Source organism: Sphingomonas sp. IC-56 (genome assembly GCF_021043375.1).
Classification (GTDB): Bacteria; Pseudomonadota; Alphaproteobacteria; order Sphingomonadales; family Sphingomonadaceae; genus Sphingomonas.
Genome location: NZ_JAJNDV010000001.1, coordinates 613,480 through 640,331, shown reverse-complemented (window position 1 = coordinate 640,331; position 26,852 = coordinate 613,480). Strand labels below are relative to the sequence as shown.

Annotated in this window: 18 protein-coding genes and 1 pseudogene; 11 read left to right on the top strand and 8 right to left on the bottom strand. The window is 68.2% G+C overall.

All coding sequences use genetic code 11. The features are described 5' to 3' along the window. The first annotated feature begins 101 nt into the window (after positions 1-101). A complete protein-coding gene (locus LQ953_RS03160; protein ID WP_231029195.1) occupies positions 102-572 on the top strand; it encodes a DUF3429 domain-containing protein in 471 nt (156 codons plus the stop codon). Here LQ953_RS03160 and LQ953_RS03155 read toward each other — a convergent pair. From LQ953_RS03155 to LQ953_RS03140, 4 genes are read right to left on the bottom strand one after another with little or no spacing between them, the layout of a single operon-like run. Next, complete coding sequence (locus tag LQ953_RS03155; protein ID WP_231029194.1) at positions 537-2,228, bottom strand: hypothetical protein; 1,692 nt, start codon at positions 2,226-2,228, stop codon at positions 537-539. The two genes, LQ953_RS03160 and LQ953_RS03155, sit on opposite strands and share 36 nt — an antisense overlap. After that, entirely contained in the window at positions 2,225-3,160 is a 936-nt protein-coding gene (locus LQ953_RS03150) for a lysylphosphatidylglycerol synthase transmembrane domain-containing protein (protein ID WP_231029193.1), read from the bottom strand. The genes LQ953_RS03155 and LQ953_RS03150 overlap by 4 nt, the downstream gene beginning before the upstream one ends. Further along, the gene (locus LQ953_RS03145; protein WP_231029192.1) at positions 3,157-4,770 is read right to left on the bottom strand and encodes a hypothetical protein; all 1,614 of its coding nucleotides are present in this window, start codon (positions 4,768-4,770) and stop codon (positions 3,157-3,159) included. Before LQ953_RS03145 ends, LQ953_RS03150 begins: the two co-directional genes overlap by 4 nt. After that, positions 4,770-5,735 carry a glycosyltransferase family 2 protein gene (locus LQ953_RS03140; RefSeq protein ID WP_231029191.1) on the bottom strand — a complete coding sequence of 322 codons (966 nt, stop codon included), beginning with the start codon at positions 5,733-5,735 and terminating at the stop codon, positions 4,770-4,772. Before LQ953_RS03140 ends, LQ953_RS03145 begins: the two co-directional genes overlap by 1 nt. Before the next feature lie 372 nt (positions 5,736-6,107). Between LQ953_RS03140 and LQ953_RS03135 the strand changes: the two genes are divergently transcribed. Genes LQ953_RS03135 through LQ953_RS03125 form a run of 3 tightly spaced genes read left to right on the top strand, consistent with a single transcriptional unit; the run spans position 6,108 to position 13,057 of the window. Further along, on the top strand, positions 6,108-7,925 hold the full coding sequence (locus tag LQ953_RS03135) for a DUF885 domain-containing protein (RefSeq protein WP_231029190.1): 1,818 nt from the start codon (positions 6,108-6,110) through the stop codon (positions 7,923-7,925). An 11-nt stretch (positions 7,926-7,936) separates the two neighbouring features. Further along, complete coding sequence (locus LQ953_RS03130; RefSeq protein ID WP_231029189.1) at positions 7,937-9,679, top strand: DUF885 domain-containing protein; 1,743 nt, start codon at positions 7,937-7,939, stop codon at positions 9,677-9,679. Between the two features lie 12 nt (positions 9,680-9,691). Then, complete coding sequence (locus tag LQ953_RS03125) at positions 9,692-13,057, top strand: amidohydrolase family protein (RefSeq protein WP_231029188.1); 3,366 nt, start codon at positions 9,692-9,694, stop codon at positions 13,055-13,057. Positions 13,058-13,420: 363 nt separating this feature from the next. On the opposite strand, the gene LQ953_RS03120 is transcribed toward LQ953_RS03125, so the two are convergent. Further along, entirely contained in the window at positions 13,421-14,395 is a 975-nt protein-coding gene (locus LQ953_RS03120; protein ID WP_231029187.1) for an alpha/beta hydrolase, read from the bottom strand. A 95-nt stretch (positions 14,396-14,490) separates the two neighbouring features. Between LQ953_RS03120 and LQ953_RS03115 the strand changes: the two genes are divergently transcribed. After that, on the top strand, positions 14,491-14,892 hold the full coding sequence (locus LQ953_RS03115) for a lysozyme inhibitor LprI family protein (protein WP_231029186.1): 402 nt from the start codon (positions 14,491-14,493) through the stop codon (positions 14,890-14,892). A gap of 139 nt (positions 14,893-15,031) precedes the next feature. Here LQ953_RS03115 and LQ953_RS03110 read toward each other — a convergent pair whose 3' ends face one another. From LQ953_RS03110 to LQ953_RS03100, 3 genes are read right to left on the bottom strand one after another with little or no spacing between them, the layout of a single operon-like run. Beyond that, positions 15,032-16,624: a sensor histidine kinase gene (locus LQ953_RS03110; protein WP_231029185.1), complete on the bottom strand. Its 1,593-nt coding sequence runs from the start codon at positions 16,622-16,624 to the stop codon at positions 15,032-15,034. Then, positions 16,612-17,325, bottom strand: coding sequence for a response regulator transcription factor (locus LQ953_RS03105; RefSeq protein WP_231029184.1), 714 nt, complete (start codon positions 17,323-17,325; stop codon positions 16,612-16,614). The genes LQ953_RS03110 and LQ953_RS03105 overlap by 13 nt, the downstream gene beginning before the upstream one ends. Next, the gene (locus tag LQ953_RS03100; protein ID WP_231029183.1) at positions 17,322-18,836 is read right to left on the bottom strand and encodes a DUF4153 domain-containing protein; all 1,515 of its coding nucleotides are present in this window, start codon (positions 18,834-18,836) and stop codon (positions 17,322-17,324) included. Before LQ953_RS03100 ends, LQ953_RS03105 begins: the two co-directional genes overlap by 4 nt. A 137-nt stretch (positions 18,837-18,973) precedes the next feature. Between LQ953_RS03100 and LQ953_RS03095 the strand changes: the two genes are divergently transcribed. From LQ953_RS03095 to mtnP, 6 genes and pseudogenes are all read left to right on the top strand, one after another. Continuing rightward, positions 18,974-19,786, top strand: a complete 813-nt coding sequence (locus LQ953_RS03095; RefSeq protein WP_231029182.1) for a glutaminyl-peptide cyclotransferase — start codon at positions 18,974-18,976, stop codon at positions 19,784-19,786. Between the two features lie 450 nt (positions 19,787-20,236). Beyond that, a pseudogene (locus LQ953_RS03090) lies at positions 20,237-21,544 on the top strand (MFS transporter); the annotation flags it as partial. A gap of 245 nt (positions 21,545-21,789) precedes the next feature. Next, on the top strand, positions 21,790-23,202 hold the full coding sequence (uxaC, locus tag LQ953_RS03085; protein ID WP_231029181.1) for a glucuronate isomerase: 1,413 nt from the start codon (positions 21,790-21,792) through the stop codon (positions 23,200-23,202). A gap of 86 nt (positions 23,203-23,288) precedes the next feature. Further along, the gene (locus LQ953_RS03080) at positions 23,289-24,305 is read left to right on the top strand and encodes a sugar kinase (RefSeq protein WP_231029180.1); all 1,017 of its coding nucleotides are present in this window, start codon (positions 23,289-23,291) and stop codon (positions 24,303-24,305) included. A 125-nt stretch (positions 24,306-24,430) separates the two neighbouring features. After that, complete coding sequence (locus tag LQ953_RS03075) at positions 24,431-25,855, top strand: amino acid permease (protein WP_231029179.1); 1,425 nt, start codon at positions 24,431-24,433, stop codon at positions 25,853-25,855. Next, the gene (mtnP, locus tag LQ953_RS03070; RefSeq protein WP_231029178.1) at positions 25,852-26,730 is read left to right on the top strand and encodes an S-methyl-5'-thioadenosine phosphorylase; all 879 of its coding nucleotides are present in this window, start codon (positions 25,852-25,854) and stop codon (positions 26,728-26,730) included. Before LQ953_RS03075 ends, mtnP begins: the two co-directional genes overlap by 4 nt. Positions 26,731-26,852: the final 122 nt, after the last annotated feature.

Here is a 26,852-nt window from a genome sequence, read left to right as displayed (position 1 = left end):
TGTTGGCCCCCGGTAGAAAAAGAAGCGGGATCCCGGCTCAAGGCCGGGATGACGAAGGAGGGGCAAGGCAACCGACTGCACGCGTCCCCCGTTGTCCCGCGATGCCATCGCAGCCCGACTCCGCCCGCATCCCGACCGCCAGCATCGTGTTCGGCTTTGGCCCGATGCTGCCCATCGCCGCTGCCGCGATCGGCGCATGGACCCTGCCGTCGCCCTGGCCGCAAATGGCGGTGCAGCTGGCGATCATCTGGGCGGCGATCATCCTGGCGTTCGTCGCCGGCGTGCGGCGCGGTTATGGCTTTGGCGCGCCGGGCGCATCGACGCCGCGCGCGATCATCGCCATGCTGTTGTACTTCGTTCCAGCAGGCCTGGCGCTGGTGTGTGCCCGCTTCGACGCGCCCGTTGCGGCGCTGGCGTTGCTGACGTTCGGCTACCTGCTGGTGATTGTGTTCGACCGGCACGCCGCGCGGAGCGGCGACGCGCCCGCGCACTTTGCCCGGCTGCGCGGGCCGCAGATGCTCATTGCCGTCCTTGGGCTAGTGGCCTTGGTCGGCCACTTGCTGCGCAGCTAGCACGCCCAGCAGGCAGGGGACCGGAATGAACGCCGCTCCGGGCGCGCGGCATTGCGAGGCGATTTCCGCCAGCAGGGGCGGGTGCGCCGCCAGGCTGCGGGCCGCCGCTTCGGCCTCGATCGGCAGGGTGCGCCGGTAATCGCGGGGGATTTCGCGATCCTTCAGCACAAGGTTCGACACCAGCAGATAGTCCGCGCCGGAGCGGGCCAGCGCCGCTTTCAACACGCCGGGGTCGCTGGTGGAGACGATCACCAGATCGTTGACCATGCCGCTGGCGATACGCCGGTAATAGCCGGTCTCCCAAGGGATGGCGTGCTCGCTCGACGCCGTGACTGCCCGCCCGGCCAGCGCGGGGATGAAGGTCAGGTCGTCCGACACGCCGCCGATGCGAACGCCCGGCGGCAGCATGCGTGCCTGATCGATCACGCGGCGGTCCGACGGGGCCTTTAGCTTGGGCAGGGGCGTCGCGAACGCCGCGAGCAGGCACAGCGCGGTGAACCCTGTCGCTATGCGCGACGGCCAGGTCCCCGGGGTGCGCACCAGCGCGGTGCCAATGACCTGCCCCAGTGCAAGCCATTCCAGCAGGGAGAGCACCCGCTGGCTGTAGCGGCTGGGCAGGTGCAGGCGGAACGCGACCAGCCATGCCGCGACGAACCAAAGCAGCGCCGCCGCGACCGCGATGGCGTAGATCCGATTGCGTCCGCCGTCGCGCAAGCCCCGCCAGCCGAGCCACAGCAGCGGCACCAGCAGGAGCAGGTTGGCGGCCCAGGCAAAGGGAACATGGCCGCAGCGGACCATCTCCGGCAGGAACCCGGTCCGCATCGAGCAGAGATAGTCGATCTGGCCGTTCGCGTTGACGATGGTGCTGCGTGCGCCCGGCGTCATCAGCGCGGGCATGCGCCTGGCCTCCTCGAGCGTAAGCACGGGGCCCCAGCCCTGGGCCTGTTCGCGGAACAGCAGCGCAATGCCGACGATCAGCAGCCCGACGGCGCCCAGCCGCAGCACATCGCCCCAGCCGCCGGCCAAGGGCGGGAAGCCCTTGTGCCGCAGCCGCGACAGTCCGAGCATCGTGAAGAGCGTGATGGCCGGCGCGGGATAGACCAGGGTCAGCGCCGCCGCCGTGACCGCCAGCGCCGTCCAGCGCTGCCGCACCAGTGCGTCGAGGAAGAACAGGATGATCGGCACCGCGACACCGCGCGGCGTCGCCGAGAAGATCGAATCCTCCTTCGTGAGATACGCCATGACGAATGCGGCCGCGACGAAGGCGACGCGGACGTCGGGGCACATCGCCCGCGCCAGCCGCCAGGCGCCGACGCCCGAAAGCCCCATCAGCGCCACCGGCAACAGCCGGGCCATGTCCGTGGGCGCAATGCCGAAGACTGCGCCGATCCGGTAGAGGGTGCCGTAGGCCGCGGGCGAGACCGATGCCCAGAAGTCCGCCATCCAATCGCCGCGCAAGGCATCGGGATCGATCAGGCGCGGCATCCAGGCGAGGAACTGGCGCGCATCGTCCTGGATCACGACATCGCCAATGCCCGCCAGCCAAGGCAGCAGGAAGAGCTGCGCGGCGAGCACTGCCAACATCCCGAGCATGGCAACGGCGAACCAGCGCCGCCAGCCTGCCGTGTCGCTCCGGGCAGGGAGTCGCAGCGTCATTGCGCGGGCACGGTCCGCTGCTTCCAATAGTCACCCACGAACGGCAGCCCGGCGATGGCGGGTAGCACGTAGCGCAAGGTTGCGAACACGCCGAGCAGTGCCGCCTCGCCGCCGCTCAGCCAGGGGGCGAACAGCAGCACCAGGGCGGCGTCGCGCGTGCCGACGCCGGCAAAGGTGAAGGGCAGCAACCCGGCCAGGATCGCCAGCGTGCCGAAGGTCGCGGTTTCGGGGAAGGGGATGGTGGGGGCGATGGCGCGGGCGAACAGCCAGATCTGCACCAGATGCCCGACCCAGATCAGCAGCGATCCGCCCAGTATCGCCAGCGCCTTGGGCCGATCGGCCCAGAAGCTGCGGGTGAGGTCGCCCCAGGCGCCTGTTACTGCGGCGAGCTTTGCCGGAAGCCGGCGCTTGCCGAGCAGCCGGCGCAGCGGCAGGCGCGCCATCAGCCCGGGCAGCGTCACGCAGAACAGCGTCAAGGCGCCGCCCGCGACGACGAGCAGCGCCAGCCACGCGCCGGGAAAGTCCATGCCCGCGACCAGCAGCGCGACCGTGCCCATCGCCAGCAGGCTCATCATGTCGAGCATCTTTTCGAACACCACCAGGGTGAGCGCGCGCGCGTCGCTCATGCCGTCGCGGCGGCGCAGCACCCAGGCCTTGGCGATGTCGCCCATCTTGGAAGGAAGCACGAGGTTGAGGGTGGAGGCCGACAGGATCAGCCGGATCGACGTGCCAAGACCAACGCTGCCATTGGCGAGCACGCGGAAACGCTCGGACGTTCCCAATGTCAGCGGCACGACCATGGCGATCGCCGCCCAGAACCAGACCGGGTCCGCACGCCGCGCTGCGGTGACGATCGCGGCGAAGTCGACGCTGGACCAGAGGATCGCGATCAGCACCAGGCTGACGGCGATGCCGATCAGGCGCTTCTTCATGCGCGGCTTTCGTAACGGCGGGTGATGACCAGCGGCGTGTTGCCCGACAGCGCCCGCACCTGCGCGGTGACGTCGTCGAAGGGCTGGAGCTGTGCCGGCTCCCAGACGCGCGCCATGATGGTGGTGATCGACACCTGAAAGCCGCCGATCCCGGCCAGGCGGACGGTGTCCCAGCCGGCGCGCGGGGTGATGCGGTCGGTGACGACCAGCGCGCCGTCTTCCCAGGCAATGCGGCGGCTGGCGTGGAAGGGCGCGTCCTTGCGCCCGGTGACCAGGATCGCCTGGAGCATGCGGCGGACCAGGTCGGGGAACCAGCGCCCGACCGTGAGCATCATCAGGCGGAGTATGATCGACTTGGCCGGGGTAAGCCGCGCGGTCTTGGCATAGGCCATCGGCCCTTCGACTTCGATCGCGTCGGCGCTGCGCTCGACCACGCGCATGCCGGGCAGGTGCGACACCGCGACTTTGCCGCCGGCGAGCGCCAGGGTGGGGCCAGTGTCGGCGCGCAGCAGCTGCTCGCCATCGAACAGCCGGAACGCCGCGCCGCGGCTCCAGCCGGCGAACAGCCGCAGGTCGCCGCGTGCCTGGACGCGGATCTGCGCGGCCTCGTGGTCGGTGAGGCTCTCGGGCAGCGGCAGCGGGGCGGGGCGAGCAGGCTGCCAGGCGCGCCAGGCGAGCATGCGGCTCCAGGCGTGGTGGCCGACGATGCGGTCGTCGGCATGGCTCGGGCCGACATCGCTCTCGAACCGGCGATAGCCACGCTCGGCGATGGCGAGCGCGTGGGGGTTGCGCGCGCCGATCATCTCCAGTCCATGCGGGAAGAAGTTCACCGTCGCGCGGCTGGTATATTCACCGCCGAGCGTACCGTCGGGGTGCATCATCGTGGCGAGGAAGGCGACCGCGCGATCGATCATCGGCTGGAGGTTCAGGTCCGCTCGGATCGCGTCGGCATCGGCCAGCATGCCGATGGTGAGCGTCAGATAGCCCGGATCCGCGCCGCTATATTCGTCGAACCAGCCTTCTTCGGACTGCCACGACGCGATCCGCGCGACGCGCTCGGCCAGCGCGCCGTTCCAGCGTCCCGCATCGCGCTGGCTCATCCGCGCCAGGCAGGCGATGATTAGCGCTTCATGGTTGGACAGCCGCCCGCTTTCCTGGTGGTGCGCCAGCCAGCCGGCGCGCTTGGCGAAGAACGCCTCGATCTCGGCATCGCCCTCGAGCCCGACGATCTTCGCTGCTTCCAAGCAGGCGAACAGCGAGAAGGCTGCGGCGCCCGCGGCGCGTTCATGCGGGTAGTAATCGTCGCACGACCCATCGGCATGCGCCGAGCGCGCGGCATAGCGGATGCCGGCTTCCACCCAGTCGCGCACCGCCGCTTCGCCATGCCAGCGGTTGCCCGGCATCGGCAGCGCCCAGGCGAGCGCGAGCGGCAGCACGAATTCCTGGCTCATCCCACAGGGGAAATCGAGGATGCGGTAATGCCAGTAGGCGCGGTCGAAGCAGCCATTGGTGGCGCTCGCAGGGTTGCGGTCCTGCTGCATCAGGATGTGGGGCAGGCTGGCAAGCGCCGCCTGCGCCAGCCGGTCGCGGGCCGAAAGCATGTCGGGCATCAACGGCGCTCGTCATCCGCTTCGTTCAACTGCGCATCGAACTTGCGCAGCCGGTACTGAATATCCTGCAACAACCGCCGGTTGATCGCCAGCAGCTTGCCCAGCACCGCCGCGATCCACAGGAACACGCAGGTGAGGAGCAGCCCGGCGGACGCGAGGAGGCTGGGAACATGCGCGCGCGGCGATCCGTCGACATAGAGCCACAGCCAGCGCGCGAGCAGGATGGTGCCCAGCACCGCCAGCGGAATGCTCATCAGCACGAAGCTGCGCGCGGGTTGATAGATCAGGGTGGTACGCACGATCGACCGGGCCGATCGTGCGACATAATCGGGGATCGAGCGCACCAGCCGCGAGGGCCGCGTCTCGCCGTTGACGCCGATCGGCACCGACACGATGCGCACGTCCGACAGCCCGGCATGGACGATCGTCTCGAGCGTGTAGGTATAGCTGTCGAAGGTGTTGATGCGCAGCGCCGCCTCGCGCGACAGCGCGCGAAAGCCGCTGGGCGCGTCGCCCACCTTGGTGCCCGACGCCATCCGCACCACCCAGCTGCCGATATGCTGGAGCGCGCGCTTGTGGCGCGAGAAGTGGGCGATGTCTGGGATGGGGCGGTCGCCGACCACGAACTCGGCCTCACGGTCCAGGATCGGGCGGACCAGCTTGTGGATGTCGGCGGCGCGGTACTGGTTGTCGGCGTCGGTGTTGACGATGATGTCCGCACCTTCGCGCAGCGCCCGGTCGAGCCCGGCCATGAAGCCGTGGGCCAGCCCCTTGTTGATCGGCAGGTCGACAATGTGATCGACGCCGCAGGCGCGAGCTACTTCCACGGTTGCGTCACGGCTGCCGTCGCTGATCACCAGCGTTTCGATGATGTCCACGCCGGGAATCGAGCGTGGCAGGTCGGCGAGCGTGGGGCCGAGATGTTCGGCTTCGTTGAAGCATGGAATCTGGATGATCAGCTTCACCGGGCGGCGTTTCGCCTGAAGGCGCTCTACGCTGCCTGAATCTGAGAAAGCCGATTGCGGCTGCACCATTACGTCGTCGCTCCACCAAAGACCGCAAAGGGTCCGGTACGGACCGGGCCGGAAACTGCCCGATCACGCCTGCCATCCCTCTGCCGCCCGGGATGGCCAAAATTAAGGCACGGCACGCACGCCGCCACGGGCGCCCAACGTCCTGGCCGCAGATAGGGTGCCCACCGCACGCTTCGCAACGAACCTATGTTGGTGACGCCCCACAAACGGTTGCTGCGGCTGCCGATCGCCAGACATGCAAAAAGGCTTGTTCGCCAACCTCGCCCTCGTCCACATTCGACCGCAACAACAAGGGGGCTTGGCATGGATCGTCGCACGTTTCTCGGCTGCTCGGCGAGCGCACTCGCCGTTTCCACGGTAGGCGGCGGGGCCGCCTTCGCAGCGCCGCAGCAGGGCGATGCCGACGCCAGGCTGAACGCTCTGTTCGACCGCATCGTCGATGATCGTCTGAACCGTTCGCCGCAGTTCGCCACGTCGCTCGGCTTTGACAAGGGCGCGCGCGCCGGTGCCAAACGCCGCCTGGACGACGTGTCCGCCGCCGCGCGCCAGCAGACGCTTGCCGCCAACAAGGCGTGGCTTGGCGAGCTTGAGCGGTTTCCGGCGGCAGGCCTGACCCCGGCCGGCGCGCTTAATCGCGAGATCGTCCTGTATTCGCTGCGCCAGCAGACCGCCGCGCCGGAGCGCTTCGGCATCGATACCGCGATCCGGCCCTACCGAATCTTCCAGCAGGGCGGCGCCTATTTCAGCGTTCCCGATTTCCTCAACGACACCCATGTCGTCGAGACGCGCGAGGATGCCGACGCCTATCTCGCGCGGCTTGGTGCGTTCGCGGACGTGCTCGACCAAGACGTGGCCGTGCAGCGCGAACAGGCCGGGCGCGGCTTCATTGCGCCGGAATTCGCGCTCGACCTGACGCTGGGTCAGATACGCAAGCTGCGCAGCGCCGCGCCGGCGCAGAGCAGCCTGGTCCGCTCGCTGTCGGATCGGGCGGCGCGCAAGGGACTTGCCGGCGACTGGGCTGCCTCCGCCGCCAGGATCGTGGAAGGCCAGGTGTATCCCGCGCTCGACCGCCAGATCGCGCTCGTCACGCAGCTGCGCGGCCAGACCAAGGCTGGCGCGGGCGTGTGGCGTCTGAAGGACGGCGACGCGCTGTACGCAACCGCGCTCGAACAGGCGACGACCACCCGCTTCACTCCCGACGAAGTGCACCGCATGGGCCTGGCGCAAGTCGCCGAGATCAGCGCCGAGCTGGACACGATCCTCAAAGCCAACGGGATGGCGAGCGGCACGGTGGGCCAGCGGCTGACCGCGCTCAACGCCGATCCTTCGCAGCTTTATCCCGACACGCCTGCGGGGCGGGAGGCGCTGATCGCGTCGCTGAACGAGGGTGCGCGGCAGATGCAGTCGAGACTGCCTCGAGCCTTCGCCACCGTGTCCGACGCGCCGCTGGAAATCCGTGCGGTCCCCGTGGAGATCCAAGACGGCGCCTCCAATGGCTATTACAAGCGCGCGTCGCTCGATGGCTCCCGCCCGGCGATCTACTTCATCAACCTGAAGGACCCGGGCGACTGGCCCAAATACAGCCTGCCGGCGCTGACCTATCATGAGGGCGTTCCCGGGCATCACCTCCAGATCAGCCTTTCGCAGCAATCCAAGGAAATCCCGCTGCTGCGCAAGCTCGGCTTCTTTGGCGCCTATACCGAGGGTTGGGCGCTCTATGCCGAGCAGCTGGCCGACGAACTGGGCGCCTATGCCACGCCGCTTGAGCGTGCGGGTTATCTCCAGTCCTTCCTGTTCCGTGCCGCGCGGCTCGTGGTCGATACCGGCATTCATACCAAGCGCTGGACCCGCGAACAGGCGACGCAATATCTGGTCGACACCACCGGCATGGCCGCACCGCGCTCGCAGCGCGAGGTCGAGCGATACTCCACACAGCCGGGCCAAGCCTGTTCGTACAAGGTGGGTCACATGGCCTGGACCCGCGCGCGCAAGACCGCCGAAACGGCGCTGGGCGACCGGTTCGACCTCAAGTGGTTCCACGAAGTGCTGCTGAGCGGGGCGATGCCGCTCACCGTCATGGAGACGCTGGTGGCCGAGCGCACGCGCGCGCGCCGCGCCTGATGGGATCGAACATGTTGAAGCACGCTCTGCTTGCCTGCGCCCTGCTGGTTTCCGGGCCCGTCGCCGCGCAGGCCAGTGCCGACGCTCAGCTACGCACGCTCTACGACACCGAATGGCGTTGGCGGCAGAAGGAGTTTGGCCGGCTCGAGGAGGACGAGAACTGGACGGCGGGCGCCGACCATCTCCCCCGCGTCGATCCGGCGAACCAGCAGCGCCGGCTCGGCTATTGGCAGACCGCGCTCGCGGCGCTGAACCGCATCCCCGCCGCGCAGCTTTCGCAGCCCGAGCGGATCAACGCTGCGGTGTTCCGCACCACGCTGGAAGCCATGGTCGCCGAGCAGCGCTTCCGCCTGTGGGAGATGCCGTTCAACGCCGATAGCAATTTCTGGTCCGGCATCGCCGCGCGCCAGCCGTTCCGCAAGGCGGTGGAATATGAGCGCTATCTGGGCCGCATGCGCGACGTGCCGCGCTATTTCGACGAACAGATCGCCAATATGCGCGCGGGCCTCGCCCGCGGCTTCAGCGTGCCGCGCGTCACGCTGACTGGGCGCGACACGTCGATCGAGGCTTTTGCGGTCGCCGACCCGGGCAAGAACCCGTTCTATGCGCCGTTCGAGAACTTGCCCGACAGCATTCCCGCCGCCGAGCAGGAGCGCCTGCGCGCCGCCGCCCGCGCGGCGATCACGCAGCAGATCGTGCCGGCTTACACCAAGCTGCTGCGCTTCTTCCGAAGCGACTATCTGCCGCGCGCCCGCACCACGCTGGCCGCCGAAGTGATGCCGGACGGCAAGGCCTTCTACCAGGCGCAGATCCGCGAATACACGACTACCGACCTGACCGCCGAGCAGATCCACGCCATCGGCCTGAAGGAAGTCGCGCGCATCCAGGCCGACATGGAGAAGACCAAGGCGGCTGCCGGCTTCACCGGCGACCTGGCCGCGTTCATCCGCTTCCTGCGCACCGACCAGCGCTTCTACGCCAAGACGCCCGACGAACTGCTCGGCGTGTCGGCCTATGTTGCCAAGCGGGTCGACGGCGAGCTCAAGAACACCATCGGCTTCTTGCCCCGCTACCGCTTCACCATTCGGCCCGTGCCCGACGCCATCGCACCCTTCTACACCGCCGGGCGCGGCGGGTTGGAATCGTGCATGATGAACACCTACGACCTGCCGGCGCGGCCGCTCTATCAGATCCCGGCGCTGACCCTGCACGAGTGCAGCCCCGGCCACAGCCTTCAGGCCGCGATCGCGCGCGAAGGGCCGAACCAGCCGGCTTTCCGCCGCCAGACCTATTTCTCCGGCTTTGGCGAAGGGTGGGGGCTCTACACCGAGTGGCTGGGCACCAAGATGGGCATTTACCGCACGCCCTATGAGGAGTTCGGGCGCCAGTCCTACGAGATGTGGCGCGCCGCCCGGCTGGTGATCGACACCGGCATCCACCATCAGGGCTGGAGCCGCAAGCAGGCGATCGACTATCTCGCGAGCCACACCGCACTGTCGCAGCGCGAGGTTGAGACCGAGGTCGACCGCTATATCAGCTGGCCCGGCCAGGCGCTCGCCTACAAGCTGGGCGAACTCACCTTCCGCCGCAAGCGCGCCGATGCCGAGCGCCGCCTGGGCGACAAGTTCGACCAGCGCTGGTTCCACGACCTGGTGCTGAGCCTGGGCTCGGTGCCGCTGCCGCTTTTGGAGGAGCAGGTCGACCGCTGGATTGACGCGGGCGGCCCCAATCCACATGCCGATACCAAGAACTAAACGGGGGACATCATGAAGCTTCGGATCGCACTCGTCTCGATGGCGGCACTGGCCGCGCACCAGGCCCAGGCCCAGGTCGCGCCCACTCCGCCCCAGCCGCCGGTGCAGCAGACCCAGGCGCCGGAGGATCAGGTGGTTCGCCCCGACGCTCAGCCCCAGCCGCTCCCCAACGCCGCGCCGGCACCCGCCGCTGCTGCGCAGACCGTGACCGCGCCCAAGGCGGAAAAGCGCAAATGGGACGTCAACGCGCCTGAAGGCGCCACCATCCGCCAGGTGCCGATCCGCGTCAGCGAAGGCAGCTGGATGGACCTGGACGTCAGCCCCGACGGGCAGACGCTGGCCTTCACCCTGCTTGGCGACATCTACACCATGCCGATCGCCGGCGGCACGCCCACGCGCATTGCCGAGGGCCTTGCCTGGGAAGTCCAGCCGCGCTTCTCGCCCGATGGGCGCCGCATCGCCTTCACCTCGGATCGCGGCGGCGGCGACAATATCTGGGTGATGAACCGCGACGGTTCGGACAAGCGCCAGGTGACCAAGGAGGATTTCCGCCTTCTCAACCAGCCGAGCTGGAGCCCGGACGGGCGCTACATCGCGGCGAAAAAGCATTTCACCACCGGCCGCTCGCTCGGTACCGGCGAGGTGTGGCTCTACCATGTCTCCGGCGGCGCCGGCGTGATGCTGGTCAAGCGGCCCAACGAGACGCACCAGAAGGAACTGGGCGAGCCGATCTATTCCCCAGACGGCAAGTCGATCTTCTACACTCGCAACGTCACGCCTGGCCCCATCTTCGAGTACGCGCAGGATTCGAACACCGACCTGTTCGATATCGAGCGCTATGAACTCGCGACCGGCGAGATCAGCAAGGCGGTGACCGGCGCCGGTGGTGCGGTGCGGCCGACGCCCTCGCCCGACGGGCGCTACATCGCCTTTGTCCGCCGCGAGGCGACACGCTCGAAGCTGTACATCAAGGACCTTGTCTCGGGCGAGGAGCGCAAGATCTACGACGATCTCGACCAGGACGTGCAGGAGACCTGGGCGGTCACCGGCGTCTATCCCAACATGGCCTGGCTGCCCGGCGGCAAGTCGCTGGTGTTCTGGGCTAAGGGCAAGATCCGCCGCATCGACGCTGACGGGTCGAACGCGCGCGAGATCCCGTTCCGCGTCGATGACACCCGCGGCGTGATCGACGCGCCGCATCCGCAGATCGCAGTGGCGCCCGACCGCTTCACGACCTCCATGCCGCGCTTCGCCGCCGTCTCGCCCGATGGCCGCCAGGTGGTATTCGAAAGCCTGGGCAAGCTGTGGGTCAAGCCGATGGGCAGCGGCGCCGCCCGCCGCCTGACCAGCGGCGACGACGGCTTCGAGCTGTTTCCCAGCTGGTCGCGCGACGGCCGCTCGCTGGTGTTCGTCAACTGGACCGATGAGGGGCTGGGCCGCATCCGCACCATCGCGGCCAGCGGCGGGCGGCCGCGCGATGTCACCACGCAGCCCGGCCACTATGCCCGCCCGCGCTTCTCGCCCGACGGCAAGACGATCGTGTTCGAGCGTGTCTCGGCAGGCAGCATGACCAGCCCGCGCTGGTCGCAAGACCCCGGCGTGTACCGCGTCGCCGCGACCGGCGGCGACATCACCCGTGTTGCACTCGGCATGGCCTCGCCCCAGTTCGGCGCGAGCAACGACCGCATCTACATGCTGGGCGACGCAAACGAGGGCGGCAAGTCACAGCGCCAGCTGGTCAGCACCAACCTGTCGGGTCAGGACAAGCGCGTCCACGCCAATGGCGAGCTGGTCACCGACTTCTCGGTCGCGCCCAGCGGTGAGTTCGTCGCGTTCCGCCAGAACTATGCCGCTTATGTCGTGCCGCTGATGCCGGGCAACCAGTCGGTCGCGCTCGCCGCCGACACCAAGGCGCTGCCGGTCACCAAGGTGAGCGCCGGCGGTGCCGACTATCTCCACTGGTCGAACGATGGCGCGCAGCTGCACTGGAGCCTGGGGCCGACGGTCTACACCGCCCAGACCGCGCAGTTCTTCCCCGATGCCCCGCGGCCCGAGGGCGCTCCCGCCTTCGTGCCGCCTGCGACCGGGGTGTCGCTCGCGCGCGAGGTGGCGGCGGTCAAGCCGACCGGCACGGTCGCGATCACCGGCGCGCGGCTGGTCACCATGGCTGACGCGTCGGGCGGGATCATCGACGACGGCGTGGTGGTGATCCGCGGCGACCGCATCGTCGCGGTCGGCCCGCGTGCCTCCACTGCCATCCCGCAGGGTGCCACGTTGGTGGACGCTGCCGGCAAGACCATCATCCCGGGCCTGATCGACGCGCACGCCCATGGCCCCGCCGGGCTTGACGAGCTGATCCCCCAGCGCAACTGGTCGATGCTCCAGAACCTGGCGCTCGGCACCACGACGCTCCACGATCCGTCGAACCGGTCGAGCGAGATCTTCGCCGCCTCGGAAATGCAGCGCGCCGGGCTGATTCTGGCGCCGCGCATCTTCTCCACCGGCGAGATCGTCTATGGCGCCAAGGCCGCGGACGTGTACGCCCAGATCGACAGCCTGGACGACGCGCTCGCCCATGTCCGCCGCCTGAAGGCGCAGGGCGCACATTCGGTGAAGAACTACAACCAGCCCCGCCGCGAGCAGCGCCAGCAGGTGATCGAGGCCGCCCGGCGTGAGAACATGCAGGTGGTGGCCGAGGGCGGCTCGCTGTTCGGCATGGACATGAACCTGGTCGCCGACGGCAACTCCACGCTGGAGCACAACATCCCGCTCGAGACGTTCTACGAGGACGTGCTGCAGTTCTTCCCCCAGACCAAGACGAACTACACGCCGACCCTGATCGTGTCCTATGGCGGCTTGGCGGGTGATCCCTATTGGCGGCAGGCGACCGACGTGTTCGCCCATCCGCTGCTTCAGGCGCACACGCCGCCCACCGTGCTGCTCGCGGACAATGCTCGCCGCATCAAGGCGCCGGAGAGCAACTTCGTTGACGACGACAACGCCCGCGAAGCGCACAAGCTCGCCAAGCGCGGCGTGCTGGTCTCGATCGGCGCGCACGGGCAGCAGGCCGGCATCGGCGCCCATTGGGAGCTATGGTCGTTCGTGCGCGGCGGCATGACGCCGATGGAGGCGCTGCGTGCCGGCACCATCGTCTCGGCCCAATCGCTCGGCATGGCCCGCGACATCGGCTCGCTGGAGCCGGGCAAGCTCGCCGACCTAGTGGTGCTTGACGCCGATCCCACCACTGACATCCGCAATAGCGACAAGGTGTCGCGCGTCATGCTCGGCGGGCGGCTGTACGACGCCAAGACGCTGGACGAGGTTTCCACCGGCACCGCCAAGCGCGGCAGCTATTGGTGGGAAACCAAGGGCAAGTAACGGCTGCGCCTCCTCCCGGGGGCGCTCCACCTTCAGTCCCCCGGCGAAGGCCGGGGCCCAGCTGCAACGGCGTCGAGAGCGCGGAGTGCCCTCGAGACCACATCGCAACTGGGCCCCGGCCTTCGCCGGGGAACTTGCTAGGGCCCTCAGTACGCCGCTAATCGCTCCCGCACCCAGTCTTGGCTCCGCGCCAGTACCTTCTCCGCGAGCTTGCAGGCCCTTTTCTTCTTCCGTCACCCCGGCCTTGAGCCGGGGTCCCGCTGCCTTGCCCCGCAGAAGAAGAAGCGGGATCCCGGCTCAAGGCCGGGATGACGGGGATATCGGGACCGTCGCGGGATTATCTCGCGATCTATCAGGGCTCCCTCAGTACGCCGCTAATCGCTCCCGCACCCAAGCCCGGCTCCGCGCCAGCATCTTCTCCGCCAGTGGCGTCGGAAAGCGGATGAAGCCATGCGGCGCCTCGGGCACGCGGTGCAGCTCCACCGCAGCCGTCGCGCCCCATCGTTCCGCCATCGCCACCGTATCGTCGAGTAGCGGGTCCAACTCCCCCACCGCCATCAACGCCGGTGGCATGCCCGCCAGATCCCCGAACAGCGGCGACAAGGGCGCCTGCCGCCGTGCGGCATCGTCCATGTCCGGCGTCAGCAGCCGCATCGCGCCCAGCATGCCCCGTCCGTCGAGCACCAGCGTGTCGCGCCCCGCCGCCCGCACACTCGGCGTTCCCGCCAGGTCATACACGCCGTAATATAACAGCGCCCCGGCGAACCGCTCCAGCCCGCCAAGCTCCGCCTTCACGCGCAGCAGCGTTGCTGCGCCCAGATGCCCGCCGGCCGATTCCCCCACCAGCACGACCGGCAGTCCGCGCAAGTCATGCTCGCCGCGCAACAGCCAGGCGGCGGCCGCGAAGCAATCGTCCATGGCGGCTTGCAGCGTCGAACGGGCACCCACGAGGCGATAGTCCACCGACACCACCGTCACCCCGCACGCGGCGATCAGCCCCAGGTTCAGATCGTCGTCCATCGCCGCATTGCCGATCGCCCAGCCGCCGCCATGCACGTCCAGCACCACGCCGCGCACTGGACCGCGCGGCCGCAGGATACGCACCGCCACCTCCTGTCCGTTCCAGCCGACCCGCCGCCGCTCGACGGTGACTCCCCGCCGCCGCGTCCGCCGATCCACCCCGACCTGCGACAACCGCAACAGGCTCTGGTAGAGCAGCGGCGTGAAGCGGTTGCGGATGCGGAACCGCGGCATTCGCGCCAATTTCGCGTTGAAGGCGCGCGCCGCGTGCAACTCCGCTTCGGTGAATTCCAGCCTGTGCGCGTCCGATCGCTCCATGACCCTGCGAACCCCTGGCCGCCGCGAATGGTTCAGCGCGCGTCCATGCTGCGATAGGCAGGCACGGGCCCATTCGCCCGCAAGGAGTGTCGCCCATGATCCGCACCCGCATCGTTGCCATCGCCCTCGGGGCCGCCGCGTTTCTCCCCGGTTCGGCCTCGGCCCAGAGCGCAGGCGCTTTCATGACCAATCCCGCGTTTCAGGATCCGGCGCCCAAGTCGTGCATGACCACCTTCGACATGCAGCACTGCAACGCGCACGAACTCCGCCTTGCCGACGCGGCGATGAGCGCCCGCTATTCGGCACTGCGCGCCCGCCTCAAACCGGCAGCCCGCCAGAAGCTTCTCATCGAACAGCGCGCTTGGCTGAAGCACCGCGACCGCAGCTGCCTGGCCAAGGGCGACCGCTACCGCGGCGGCACCATGTCCGGCGTCGTCACCACCCAATGCTGGGTCGACGTGACCAAAGCGCGCGCCAAAGTGCTGGCTGCTCGGTGATATCTTCTTCTCCCTCTCCCGCTTGCGGGAGAGGGCCGGGGTGAGGGTAGGGAGCCACGCACCATCGGCTCTGTTCCCGGTAAGCGCAAAAGGAAGAAGCGGGACCCCGGCTCAAGGCCGGGGTGACGGGCAGGGGAGGTCATCCCACCACCGGCACCTGCAACACGAACCGCGTTCCCGGCCCATCTTCGGCAAGCGCGATACTTCCGCCCTGCGCCTCCAGCAGCGACCGTGCGATCGGCAGCCCCAACCCGGTCCCCCCGGACGCTCGGCGGCTGGTAAAGAATGGCTCAAACACCCGCGCCCGGTCCGCCGCTGGTATCCCCGATCCATCATCGAGCACCTCCAGCAGCACGAACCCGTCCTCCTCGCGCGCGGACAGCCGCACCACCCAGGCCCCCGCTTGTCGGCTGTTCTCGACCAGCCCGGTCAGGGTCGCCTCCAGGCTTTCCGCCTGCACCGCCGCGCGCGGCAAGTCCGCCGCCGCTACCTCGATCCGCAGCGCATCACTGCGCAGCGCGTCCGCCACCCGCGCCAGGATCAGCCCCACATCGCTCACCGCATGCGCGTCGTGGCCAGCCACATCCGCCCGCGCCAGTTCCAGCAATCGCTGCACCAGTTGAGTGAGCCGCCCGGCATCGGCGTCGATGTTGGCCAGGAAGCGTCGACGGTCTTCGGGCGCCATGTCTTCGTGATGGTCTTCTAATATCTCGATCGCGCCGCGGATCCCGGCGAGCGGCGTCTTGAACTCATGGCTCACTGCATGGGCGAAATCGCGCAGGTAGCGCGAGCGCCGCTCGATCGCCGCCGCCATGGTCGCGAAGTCGGCGTAGAGCGCCTGGATCTCGGTCGCGGCGGTGCGCGGCACGTCCGGCACCGCGCCGCCGCCCCGCGCCACCGCCCGCGTCGCCTCGCTCAGCACCTCGATCGGACGGACGATACCACGCGACAGCAGCCCGCTCAGCACCACCAGCGCCGCAAAGATCGCCGCGATCCCGAACAGGATTTTGCCGCGATCCTCGTACAGCCCACGGAACAGCGCCCGGGGCGAGCGCGACAGCACCAGCACCGCAACGGTGCGCCCGTTCACCACCACCGGCGCGGCATGATGGATGCGCAGGTCCGACGCGCGGCTGAGCCATTCCATGCGGTAGCGCGGCTGATAGTCGCCATTGCGCCGCAGCACTGTCGACGGCGCGCCTCTCCGCGCGGCATCGACTTCGGCGACACCGGAATAGCGCAGCCCGTCCTCAGGCCCGAGCAGCACGCGCCCCTGCGCATCCAGCAGCCGGATCGACGCCAGCGTCGTTCCCGCAGTTACGCGCAGCACCGGTGCCACCCGCGCCGCCGCCGTCCGCGCTTCCACACTGGCCGCGCCGCCGCTGGCAAGTGGGGCAGGACGCTCGGGCAGCACCTTGGTCGAGCGCAGGTCGATCGTCGACAGCGCGCCCCCGGCCAGATCCGCATCGCCATCCCCGACCGGCGGCACCACCCGAATCGTGCGCGCGCCGGGCCAGGCCGCACCCACCGCCGCAGACAGCGCTGCGCTCTGCGCGATCAGCTCAGCCTCGGTCTGGCGCACCAGCGTGTTCTCATAGACCCGCAGGAACAATGCGCCGATACCAGGCAGCGCCGCCACGAACACAAAGGTGATCAGCAGCAGCGTGCGCAGCCGCAGCCTTGGCCAGTGCCGCCGCACCGGGGCCTTGAAGGCTTCGATCAGCCCGCGCATGCGCCGATGCGATAGCCGATGCCCGCTCGCGTCTCCACGATGTCCTGGCACCCGGCTTGCGCGAACTTGGCGCGCAGGTTGCGGACATGGCTGTCGATCGTGCGGTCGGTGACGGCAAAGCCCGGCCCACGCAGCCGGTCGATGATCGCATCGCGGCTGAACACCTTGGCCGGCATCACTGCCAGCGTGCGGAGAATGCCGAACTCGGTCGCGGTCAGCGTTACCGGCGTGCCTGCCCAGCTCGCCTGCCACCCCTCGGGGTCGAGCGTCAGCTGACCATGCCGGATCGTCGTGCTCGCCTGCTCCACCTGGGGCGGGCGGCCCGCGACGCGGCGCAGGATCGCCATCACCCGTGCCACGACCTCACGCGGGGAGAACGGCTTGGTGACATAATCGTCGGCGCCCAGCTCGATCCCCAGGATGCGGTCGATCTCATCGTCGCGCGAGGACAGGAACAGGATCGGCACCTCGCCGCTCGCGCGCAGCCGCCGGCACACCTCCAGCCCATCCATGCGCGGCATGTTGATGTCGAGCACGATCAGGTCGGGCGCATGCGCCTCCGCCATTGTCAGCGCCTCTTCGCCGTCCGCCGCCTCCAGCGTGCCGAGCCCCGCCTTGGCCAGCGCGAACACCAGCAGCTGGCGGATATGCGGATCGTCGTCGGCGACAAGGATGGTGCGCGGCATGGGGCACAGGATCATTGCCGCGCCCCTGCGGTCAAGGGCGCAGGCGCAGGCTGGGGCAGCACCACCGCGCCGTCGCACCCGCGAGAGGCGCCGGCGGGCTGCGGCGCGGAGCGGGCAGGGGCGGGCCCGATCAGGCTGCGCACCTGCGCCAGCCGCTGGTGCCCGCGCATCGTCCAGCTATGCCAGTCCGCCTGTTGCCGCTCCAGGTTGGGCAGGATGTCCTGGCGCACGGCGCGCACCCGCGCGCGGAATTCGGGCGTCAGCGGCCGCGACTCCAGCTGGATCAGCGGCACCAGCGCCGCGCTGCCCATGCGCCGCATCTGGCACAGGTCCAGCGGCACGGCCTTGCCACCCACCTCGCGAGCATGCCGCACGTTCCACCGCGCCGCGACGGCATCCAGGTCGACGATCGTTCCCGTGCTCAGCACCAGCGTGGCGGCGAGCGCGTTGGCATTGATCAGCCACGCCGCGCTCTTGCCGGTGAGCATCCGCCAGCAGATCAGCACGAGCCCGAGCGCGACCAGCCCCATCCACACCAGCGCCGCGATCCGCCAGGCAGTCAGCATGTAGAGTTCGATGTAATCGCAGGTCCGCAGCACGCTCGACGCCACCAGCAGCAGGTTCTGCGCGATCCAAACCACCACCAGCCGCCGGATCAGCGGGTTCTCGGCCGTCGAGGAACCCGGCTTGAGCGTTCCCAGCACGAAGATGCCCGCCAGCAGCGCGGTCACGATCAGCGGATAGGCGCCCCGGTGCGCATATTCCGCCAGGGTCATGCCATCGGGCAGCGGCGCCCCGCTCCACAAAAAGGCGAGATCGAGTCCGTTCTGCACCGCGAACACCAGGTTGAACAACGCCAGCGACACCAGCACCGAGGCCGAGGAGGCCCCCGGCAGCGTCACCGCGATCCTGGGCAGCGCCCCTACGATCCGCGTCGCAAAGGCACGCGGCCGCAGGCTCGGCCACACCAGCACGACGACAAAGCCCCACAGCACGATCCGCCCTGCCGATGGCAGCGTCAGCCCCTGGAGCGCACGTTCGATCAGCGGATTGGCGCTTGCGAACAGCGCCACGAACAGCGCGGTCATCGCCAGCGGCAGCACCAACGTCGTCACCAGCCGCATCGGCCGTCCGCGCCCCCGCAGCCGCGTCAGCCGCCCCAGGTCGAGCAGCGGCGCGAACGGCCCGCTCGCGCCGTGCGCCGCCAGCCGCAGCGCCCAACGCCAGGCGTCGTCGAACGCGCCAACCCGCGGCATCAGCGCCGCCATCGACAGCGCCGCCCAGAACATCACCCACGCCAGCGGTCCAGGGTCATAGGCCAGCACCAGCGCGAACCCGCCCGCCGCCGCCAGCGCCCACACCCCGGGGCTCCGCCGCACCGCAGGCCGCACCAGCCCCAGCGTCACTGCCCAGGCGAGCATCGCCGCCCCCAACCAAGAGCCGACTTCGCCGACCAGCAAATCGGCGGCGACGATCGCCGCCACCAGCGCCAGCATCTTCACCCAGAAACTGAACCGCACGCCCATGCAAACCTCCCGAGGATCGCAGGCCGTTCTGCCCACGCGCCATGCAGCTCCACCCGCGGCGCCCATGGAAAGTCCGTGTAGAAACCGTGCAGGCGGCGGCTTTACGCCCGCATGCCCGCTGGCCTAAGCCTGCGCCCATGAAGCGCATCCTCCTCGTGCTCGCCGCCCTTGTGCTCCTCGGCGCAGGCTGGTTCCTGTTCGCCCGCACCCCCGGCGGCGTGCCCGTCTATGGCGTGGAAACCGTCGCGACCTTCAAGCACGACCCCCAGGCCTTCACCGAAGGGCTCTTCTTCCACAACGGCCTGCTTTACGAAGGCACCGGCGAGGAAGGCAGCTCGGGCATCCGCAAGGTGAAGCTGGAAACCGGCGAAGTGCTTCAGGAAGACCAGCTTCCCTCCCCCTATTTCGGCGAAGGCATCGTCGCCTGGAAGGATCGGCTCTACCAGGTCACCTGGAAGGATCAGGCCGGCTTCATCTACGGCCTGGACGACCTCGCCCCGCGCGGCAGCTTCTCCTACACCGGCGAAGGCTGGGGCATGACCCAGAATGGCGAGTCGATCATCCTGAGCGACGGCACCTCGAACCTGCGCTTCCTCGATCCCGAGACGATGGCGCCCAAGAGCACGCTCGCCGTCACCGCCAATGGCTGTCCGGTCGCCAAGCTCAACGAACTCGAATGGATCGACGGCCAGATCTACGCGAATATCTGGCAGACCAATCTGGTCGCGCGGATCGACCCGAAGACCGGCCACGTCCAAAGCTTCCTCGACGTCGGTGCGCTCGGCCCCAAGACCCGCGGCATCGACGACGTCGCCAACGGCATCGCCTATGACGCCAAGGCCAAGCGCCTGTTCGTCACCGGCAAGCGCTGGCCCGAGCTTTACCAGGTGAAGCAGGGCGGCACCGTGGATTCGCAGGAAGCCCAGACGCTGATGTCCTGCGCGCGCTGATTTGGTTCACGCGAAGGCGCGAAGCTCGCGAAGAAGTTTAGAGGTTCGCGCAGAGGCGCGGAGGCGCAGAGATGCTTGGCCCGCTTCATCGTCGGGAGACTATCGCGAGCTCGGCGCCTATCTATAGCGTTGTTCCTGCCGCTGCCGCGGCGGCTGAACCCCTCTGCGCCCTCTGCGCCTCTGCGCGAACAAACCCCTTCTTCAACCTTCGCGAACTTCGCGCCTTCGCGTGAACAATCCCAACTGCGGGCCTGAGCTCACCGGTCAGGGCCTGGCATTCGATGACGAAGCGGTGCTCGCTACCCCCGTCGCGCGCTAAATCGTTTCCCCCGGATGACCGGTAGCGTTACCAATCCAGGATGAAGGCGGCCGAGACCGGCACGGCTTTCAGCCACGCGGCGGGATAATCGGCAAAAGCCGGACCTGAAGCGGTTCAGCGTTGGAGAGGTCATGGCAGGAACCGGAAACAGCATTGTCGCGGACGCGGCGCAGCGGGTGGGGCGCTACCGCTGGATGGTGGTAGCGCTGCTGTTTGCGGCCACCGCGATCAACTATATCGATCGCCAGATGATCGGGCTGTTGAAGCCCACCATGATGGACGATCCGGCGCTGGGGCTCGATGAGCGCAGCTATGCCGACATCGTCGTGTGGTTCCAGGTTGCCTATGCCATCGGCTATCTCGGCTTCGGCAAGGTGGTCGACGCGATCGGCGCGCGGCTGGGCTATGCCGCGGCGGTGGTGGTCTGGACGATCGCCCATATGGCGCATGGCGGCGCGTACAGCGTGACCCAGTTCGCGATGGCACGCTTCGCGCTGGGCGTCGGCGAATCCGGCAACTTCCCCGCCGGCATCAAATCCGTGACCACCTGGTTCCCGCAAAAGGAACGCGCCTTTGCGGTCGGCATCTTCAATGCCGGCGCCAATGTCGGCGCGATCGCTGCGCCGCTCCTGTGCTTCGCGCTCGTGCCGATGATCGGCTGGCGTATGACCTTCATCGTCACCGGTACCTTCGGCGCGCTGTGGCTGGTCGCCTGGCTCGCGATGTACCGCGACAATCCCGCTTCCCATCAAAAGGTCGGCGCCGCCGAGCTCGCCCATATCACCCAGGATCCTGCCGATCCCGACGTGAAGACGCCGGGTCTGTGGCTGCGCCTGCTTGCCCAGCGGGAGACCTGGGCGTTTGCGCTGGGCAGGTTCTTCATCGACCCGATCTGGTGGTTCTACCTGTTCTGGCTGCCGGGCTATCTGGGAACGCAATACGGGCTGGACTTGAAGACCTGGTCCACCCCCACCGCCGCGCTGGCGCTGGGTGGCATCTACCTCATCTCCGACATCGGCAGCGTCGCGGGGGGCTGGCTCTCTGGCCGGCTGATCCATGCGGGCATGAGCGTCAACAAGGCGCGCAAGCTCACCATGTTGATCTGCGCCTTCTTCGTGCTACCGGTGGTGTTCGCCACCTCGGTGCCCAGCCTGTGGGCCAGCGTGCTGATCATCGGCATCGCGGCGGCGGCGCATCAGGGCTTCTCGGCCAATCTCTACACGCTTCCGTCCGATACCTTCCCGCGCTTCGCGGTGGGTGCGGTGATCGGCATTGGCGGCACGCTTGGCGCCATCGGCGGCGCGCTGTTCTCCAAATATTCGGGCGACGTGCTCGATCGGGTGGGCAGCTATGCGCCGATGTTCATTGCGGCCGGCGGCGCCTATTTCCTTGCCGTGCTGTCGGTGCACCTGCTCTCTCCGCGCCTCAAGCGCGTCGAGCATTTCCGCCGCTCTACGCCCTGGGCGGTGATCGTGGCTGTGCTGGCCGGGCTGATCGGCGCGATGATCTTCCTGGTCTCGGGCAAGAATGTGGAAGGCTGCATCCCCGTCTGGATGGGCCCGGCCACCCCATGCTTCCAGCCGGGTAGCTATTACACCATGCTCGCCATCTGCGCGGCGATCGCCATTGCTGCGATCATCGTGAACACGGTGATGCGCGAAAAGTTGGAGGTATAAGAAAGACCATGTCCAGGCCGTTGATACTGGATCCCGACCGGCTGTTTCCTGCCGACGAGCGCACACGCAGCATCGCACGCGCACTCTACGCGCAGGTCGCCGACCTGCCGATCATCAGCCCGCACGGGCACACCGATCCGCGCTGGTTCGCCACGGACGCAAACTGGTCCAACGCGACCGAGCTGCTGCTCGCGCCGGACCATTACATCTACCGCATGCTCTATTCACAGGGGATCGCGCTCGATGCCCTCTGCGTGCCCAGCAAGGCCGGGGTGCCCGCGACCGATCCGCGCGCGGCGTGGCGGACCTTTGCCGAGAACTACTTCCTGTTCCGGGGCACGCCCTCGCGCATGTGGCTCGACCATGTCTTTGCGGAAGTCTTCGGCTTCGACGTCGCGCTCGAGGCGTCGACGGCGGACCTGTATTACGATCGCATCAACGAAGCGCTGGCAACCGATGCACTCAAGCCGCGCGCGCTGTTCGACCGCTTCCGCCTGGAGTTCCTCGCCACCACCGAGGGGCCGCAGGACGATCTCTCCCACCACCATGCCATCCAGGCGAGTGGCTGGCCGGGCAGGGTGGTCACCACCTATCGCCCTGACGCGGTGATCGACGTGGAGCATGAACAGTTCGTCGGCGCGATGCGGACCTTTGCCGATCTGACTGGCGAGGACGTGTACAGCTGGGATGGCTATCTCGCCGCGCACCGTAAGCGCCGTGCCGACTTCCGCGCCGCTGGCGCCACCGCCACCGACCACGGCCATCCCACCGCGCGCACCGCAAACCTCAGCCGCTCGGAGGCCGAGGCGCTGTTCCGCAAGGTGACGGGCGGCGACTGGACCCCCGCCGATGCCGAGCTGTTCCGTGCCCAGATGCTGACCGAAATGGCGGCGATGAGCGTCGAGGATGGCATGGTCATGCAGATCCATCCCGGCTCCTTCCGCAACCACAATGGCGGCCTGTTCCACAGCCATGGCCGCGACAAGGGCGCCGACATTCCGACGCGCACCGACTATGTCCATGCGCTCAAGCCCTTGCTCGACCGCTTCGGCACCTCGACCGATCTGTCGATCATCCTCTTCACGCTCGACGAGACGACGTACGCGCGCGAGCTCGCGCCGCTGGCCGGTCACTATCCCTGCCTGAAGCTCGGCCCGGCATGGTGGTTTCACGATTCACCCGAAGGCATGCGCCGTTTCCGCGAAAACACGACCGAAACCGCCGGTTTCTACAACACGGTCGGCTTCAACGACGACACCCGCGCTTTCCTCTCCATCCCCGCGCGCCACGATGTCGCGCGGCGCGTGGACGCCGCTTTCCTCGCCCGTCTAGTTGCCGAAGGGCGGTTGCTGGACTGGGAAGCCGTTGAATTGATTGAAGAACTGACTTCGGGCCTGGTCCGCCGAGCCTACCGTCTCTGACTGCTATTCTGCCTCTACGGCACACTCAACTTGGGAGTCCCCATGCGCAACGCCACCGCCTCATATCCCCGCAAAAGGCTGCCAAGATGACCGATAACCGCCCCATCGCGTTCTTCGGCGAAGTGATGCTGCGCATCTCCCCGCCCGGCCGCGAGCTGTTGCTGCAGACCAACCAGTTCCAGGTGCATGTCGGTGGTGCCGAAGCGAATGTGGCCACGGGCCTTGCATCGCTCGGCCACGCCACGCGCATGGTCACGGCGGTGGCCGATAACCCGATGGGTGCGGCGATTACGCGTGAGCTGCGGGGACGGGGTGTGGATACCTCCACGATTGTCGCGGAAACAGGGCGCGTGGGTCTATATTTCCTCCAGCCCGGCGCTGGGCTGCGCGCTTCGGAAGTGATCTACGACCGATCGCATTCCGTGTTCGCCGACCGTTCGCCCGACGCGTGGGATTGGGAGGCGGCGCTCTCCGGCTGCCAGCGGCTGCACCTGTCCGGGATCACCCCAGCGATCGGCCCCAAAACCGCCGCGGCTGCCGTGGCGGCGGCGGAAGCGGCCAGTGCGCGCGGGATCCCCGTCTCGTTTGACGGCAATTACCGCGCCAAGCTCTGGGAAGCGTGGGAGAGCGATCCCAAGTCGGTGCTGACGCAGCTGGTCGGTCATGCCGACATCTTGTTTGGCAACCACCGCGACGTGTCGCTGCTGCTCGGCAAGACTTTCTCCGGTGATGGCCCCGAGCGCCGACGCGAGGCGGCTGAGGCGGCCTTTGCCGCGTTTCCGAAGCTCCGGCTGATGGCTTCGACTGCGCGGCATGTGGACGCCGCCGACAGCCACCGCGTCTCGGCGCGGGTCGACACGCGCGATGGCGGGTTCCAGACCCGCGAGGTACTGATCTCCGGCATCGTCGACCGGCTTGGTGCCGGCGACGCCTTTGCGGCGGGCGTGCTGCACGGGCTGCTCGAACGCGGCAATCCCGAACAGGCGGCGCGGGCCGGCCTTGCGCTGACCGCGCTCAAACACTCGCTGCCGGGCGACGCGAGCCTGTTCACGCGCGCCGATCTTGCCGCGTTCGAGAGCGGCGTGATGGACGTGCGGCGGTGACCATCGCGGCCGAGCGGGTGCGCGCACCGGCAGGGTGCGGGTCGGCGGACTCGGCGCGGGATATCCTGACGTCGAGTTGAACCTTTGGCGTAGCGCGCTACACCCTGGCGAAAAGGGGATTGCGGATGGCCAGCCTGTTTCGTTTGAAGCCTATCATCGCGGAGGGGGAGCGGCGATCCGAGCACCAACTGCGGCGAACCTTGTCGTGGCCGCATCTGGTCGCGCTGGGCGTAGGGGCGATTGTGGGCACGGGCATCCTGACGCTGATCGGTGTCGGCGCGGACCGGGCGGGGCCGGCGGTGATCGTGTCTTTCGTGATTGCCGGAGCGATCTGCGCGTGCGCGGCGCTGGCCTATGCCGAAATGGCGACGATGATCCCCACGTCGGGGAGTGCCTATACCTATAGCTATTCGGTGCTGGGCGAAGTCGTGGCCTGGGTGGTCGGGTGGAGCTTGCTCGCCGAATATACGCTGGTGGTGGCCACGGTCGCGGTAGGCTGGTCGGGATACACGACTGGCTTTCTGGCTGGACTGGGCGTGCATTTGCCTGCCGTGCTCACCCATGGGCCGGTGATGGCCGGCGGTGCCGTTGCCGAATGGGGGGTCAACGTGCCGGCGATGTTCATCGTGGCGGTGGTCGCTGGGCTGCTGATCGTCGGTACGCGGGAAAGCGCGACGCTGAACGCGATCCTGGTGGTAGTGAAGCTGATCGCGCTGGCCATCTTCGTCGCGGTCGCCTTGCCCTATTTCGACGCGGGCAATCTGGAGCCGTTCGCGCCGTTCGGCTTTTCCAAGCACCTGAGCGCCGACGGCGTGGAGCGCGGAGTGATGGCGGCCGCGGCGATCATCTTCTTTGCCTTCTATGGCTTCGACGCGATCTCGACCGCGGCCGAAGAGGCGAAGAACCCGAGCCGTGACCTGGCGATCGGCATTGTCGGGTCGATGCTGGCGTGCGTCGTGATCTACATGCTGGTGGCGGTGACGGCGGTGGGCGCGCTCAGCTATACCCGCTTTGCCGACAGCCCCGAGCCGCTGGCGCTGATCCTGCGCGAAATCGGCCAGCCCTTTACCGCCACGGTGCTCGCCGCCTCGGCGGTGATTGCGCTGCCGACGGTGATCCTGGCGTTCCTTTATGGACAGAGCCGCATCTTCTTCGTGATGGCACGCGACCGCATGCTGCCCGAGAGCCTGGCGCGGGTATCGCGGCGGGGGACGCCGGTGCGGATCACCATCTTCACGGCATGCGTGGTGACGTTCTTCGCCGCGTTCTTCCCGATCGACGAGATCGCGGCGCTGGCCAATGCGGGGACGTTGACGGCATTCGCGGCGGTGGGCCTTTGCATGCTGGTGATGCGGCGGCGCGCGCCAGAGGCGGTGCGGCCGTTCCGGACGCCGGCGCCGTGGCTGGTGGGCTTGGGGGCAATCTTTGGTTGCCTGTACCTGTTCGTCAGCCTGCCTGGGCAGACCCAGTTGCTGTTCGGCATCTGGAATGTGGTCGGACTGGGCGTCTACTTCGCTTACTCGCGCCGCAACGTGGACAAGGCAGCGTGAGCGGCTGGACCATTGGGATCATCGGCGGCTCCGGGCTCTACGGTGTCGACGGGATCGAGGAAGGCGAATGGGTTGAGGTGGCGAGCCCCTGGGGTCTGCCATCGGACAAGCTGTTCCGTGGGCGAGTCGGGCATGCCCGCGTGGTGTTCCTGCCGCGGCACGGGCGCGGGCACCGGATCAGCCCGTCCGAGCTTAACGCACGCGCGAATATCGACGTGCTGAAGCGCGTGGGCGTGACCGATGTGCTGGCGATCTCCTCGGTCGGCAGCCTGGCTGAGGATCGGCCGCCGGGGAGCTTCACGGTGGCCGACCAGTTCATCGACCGGACCAAGGGGCGATCATCGAGTTTCTTCGGAACCGGCATGGTGTCGCATGTGTCGATGGCAGACCCGGTTTGTCCGCGGCTGTCGGCTTTGGCGGCGCAGGCGGCCCGGGCTGCCGGGGCGCAGGTGCATGACGGAGGCACCTATCTGGCGATGGAGGGGCCGCAATTCTCCACCCGCGCCGAGAGCAGGCTGTACCGCAGCTGGGGTTGCGACATCATCGGCATGACGGCGATGCCCGAGGCCAAGCTCGCTCGCGAAGCCGAGCTTCCTTACGCACTGGTGGGGATGGTCACCGATTATGACTGCTGGCGCGAGGACGAAGCGGTTGTGGACGTTGCGCAGGTGATGGCGCAGCTTTCCGACAACGCCGCCAAAGCGCGCGGGCTGGTGACGCACTTGCTGCGGAACCTGCCGGTGGAGCGGCCGGCTTCGCCCATCGATACGTGCCTCGATGCGGCGCTGATCACCGCGCCCGGCGCGCGCGATCCGGCGGTGCTGGCGAAGCTGGATGCCGTGGCGGGCCGGGCATTGCGCCGGGCGGAAGTTTAGAAAAGTTTAGACCAAGTGCGTGTGTGGCAGCAGCGCTGGCTGGCTGGCTGGCTGGCTTTGCGGCGCCGCGAAGTCGAGAAGTTGCGGTCTCGCGCGGTTTGCGTTGGAGACGGCATGGGGCG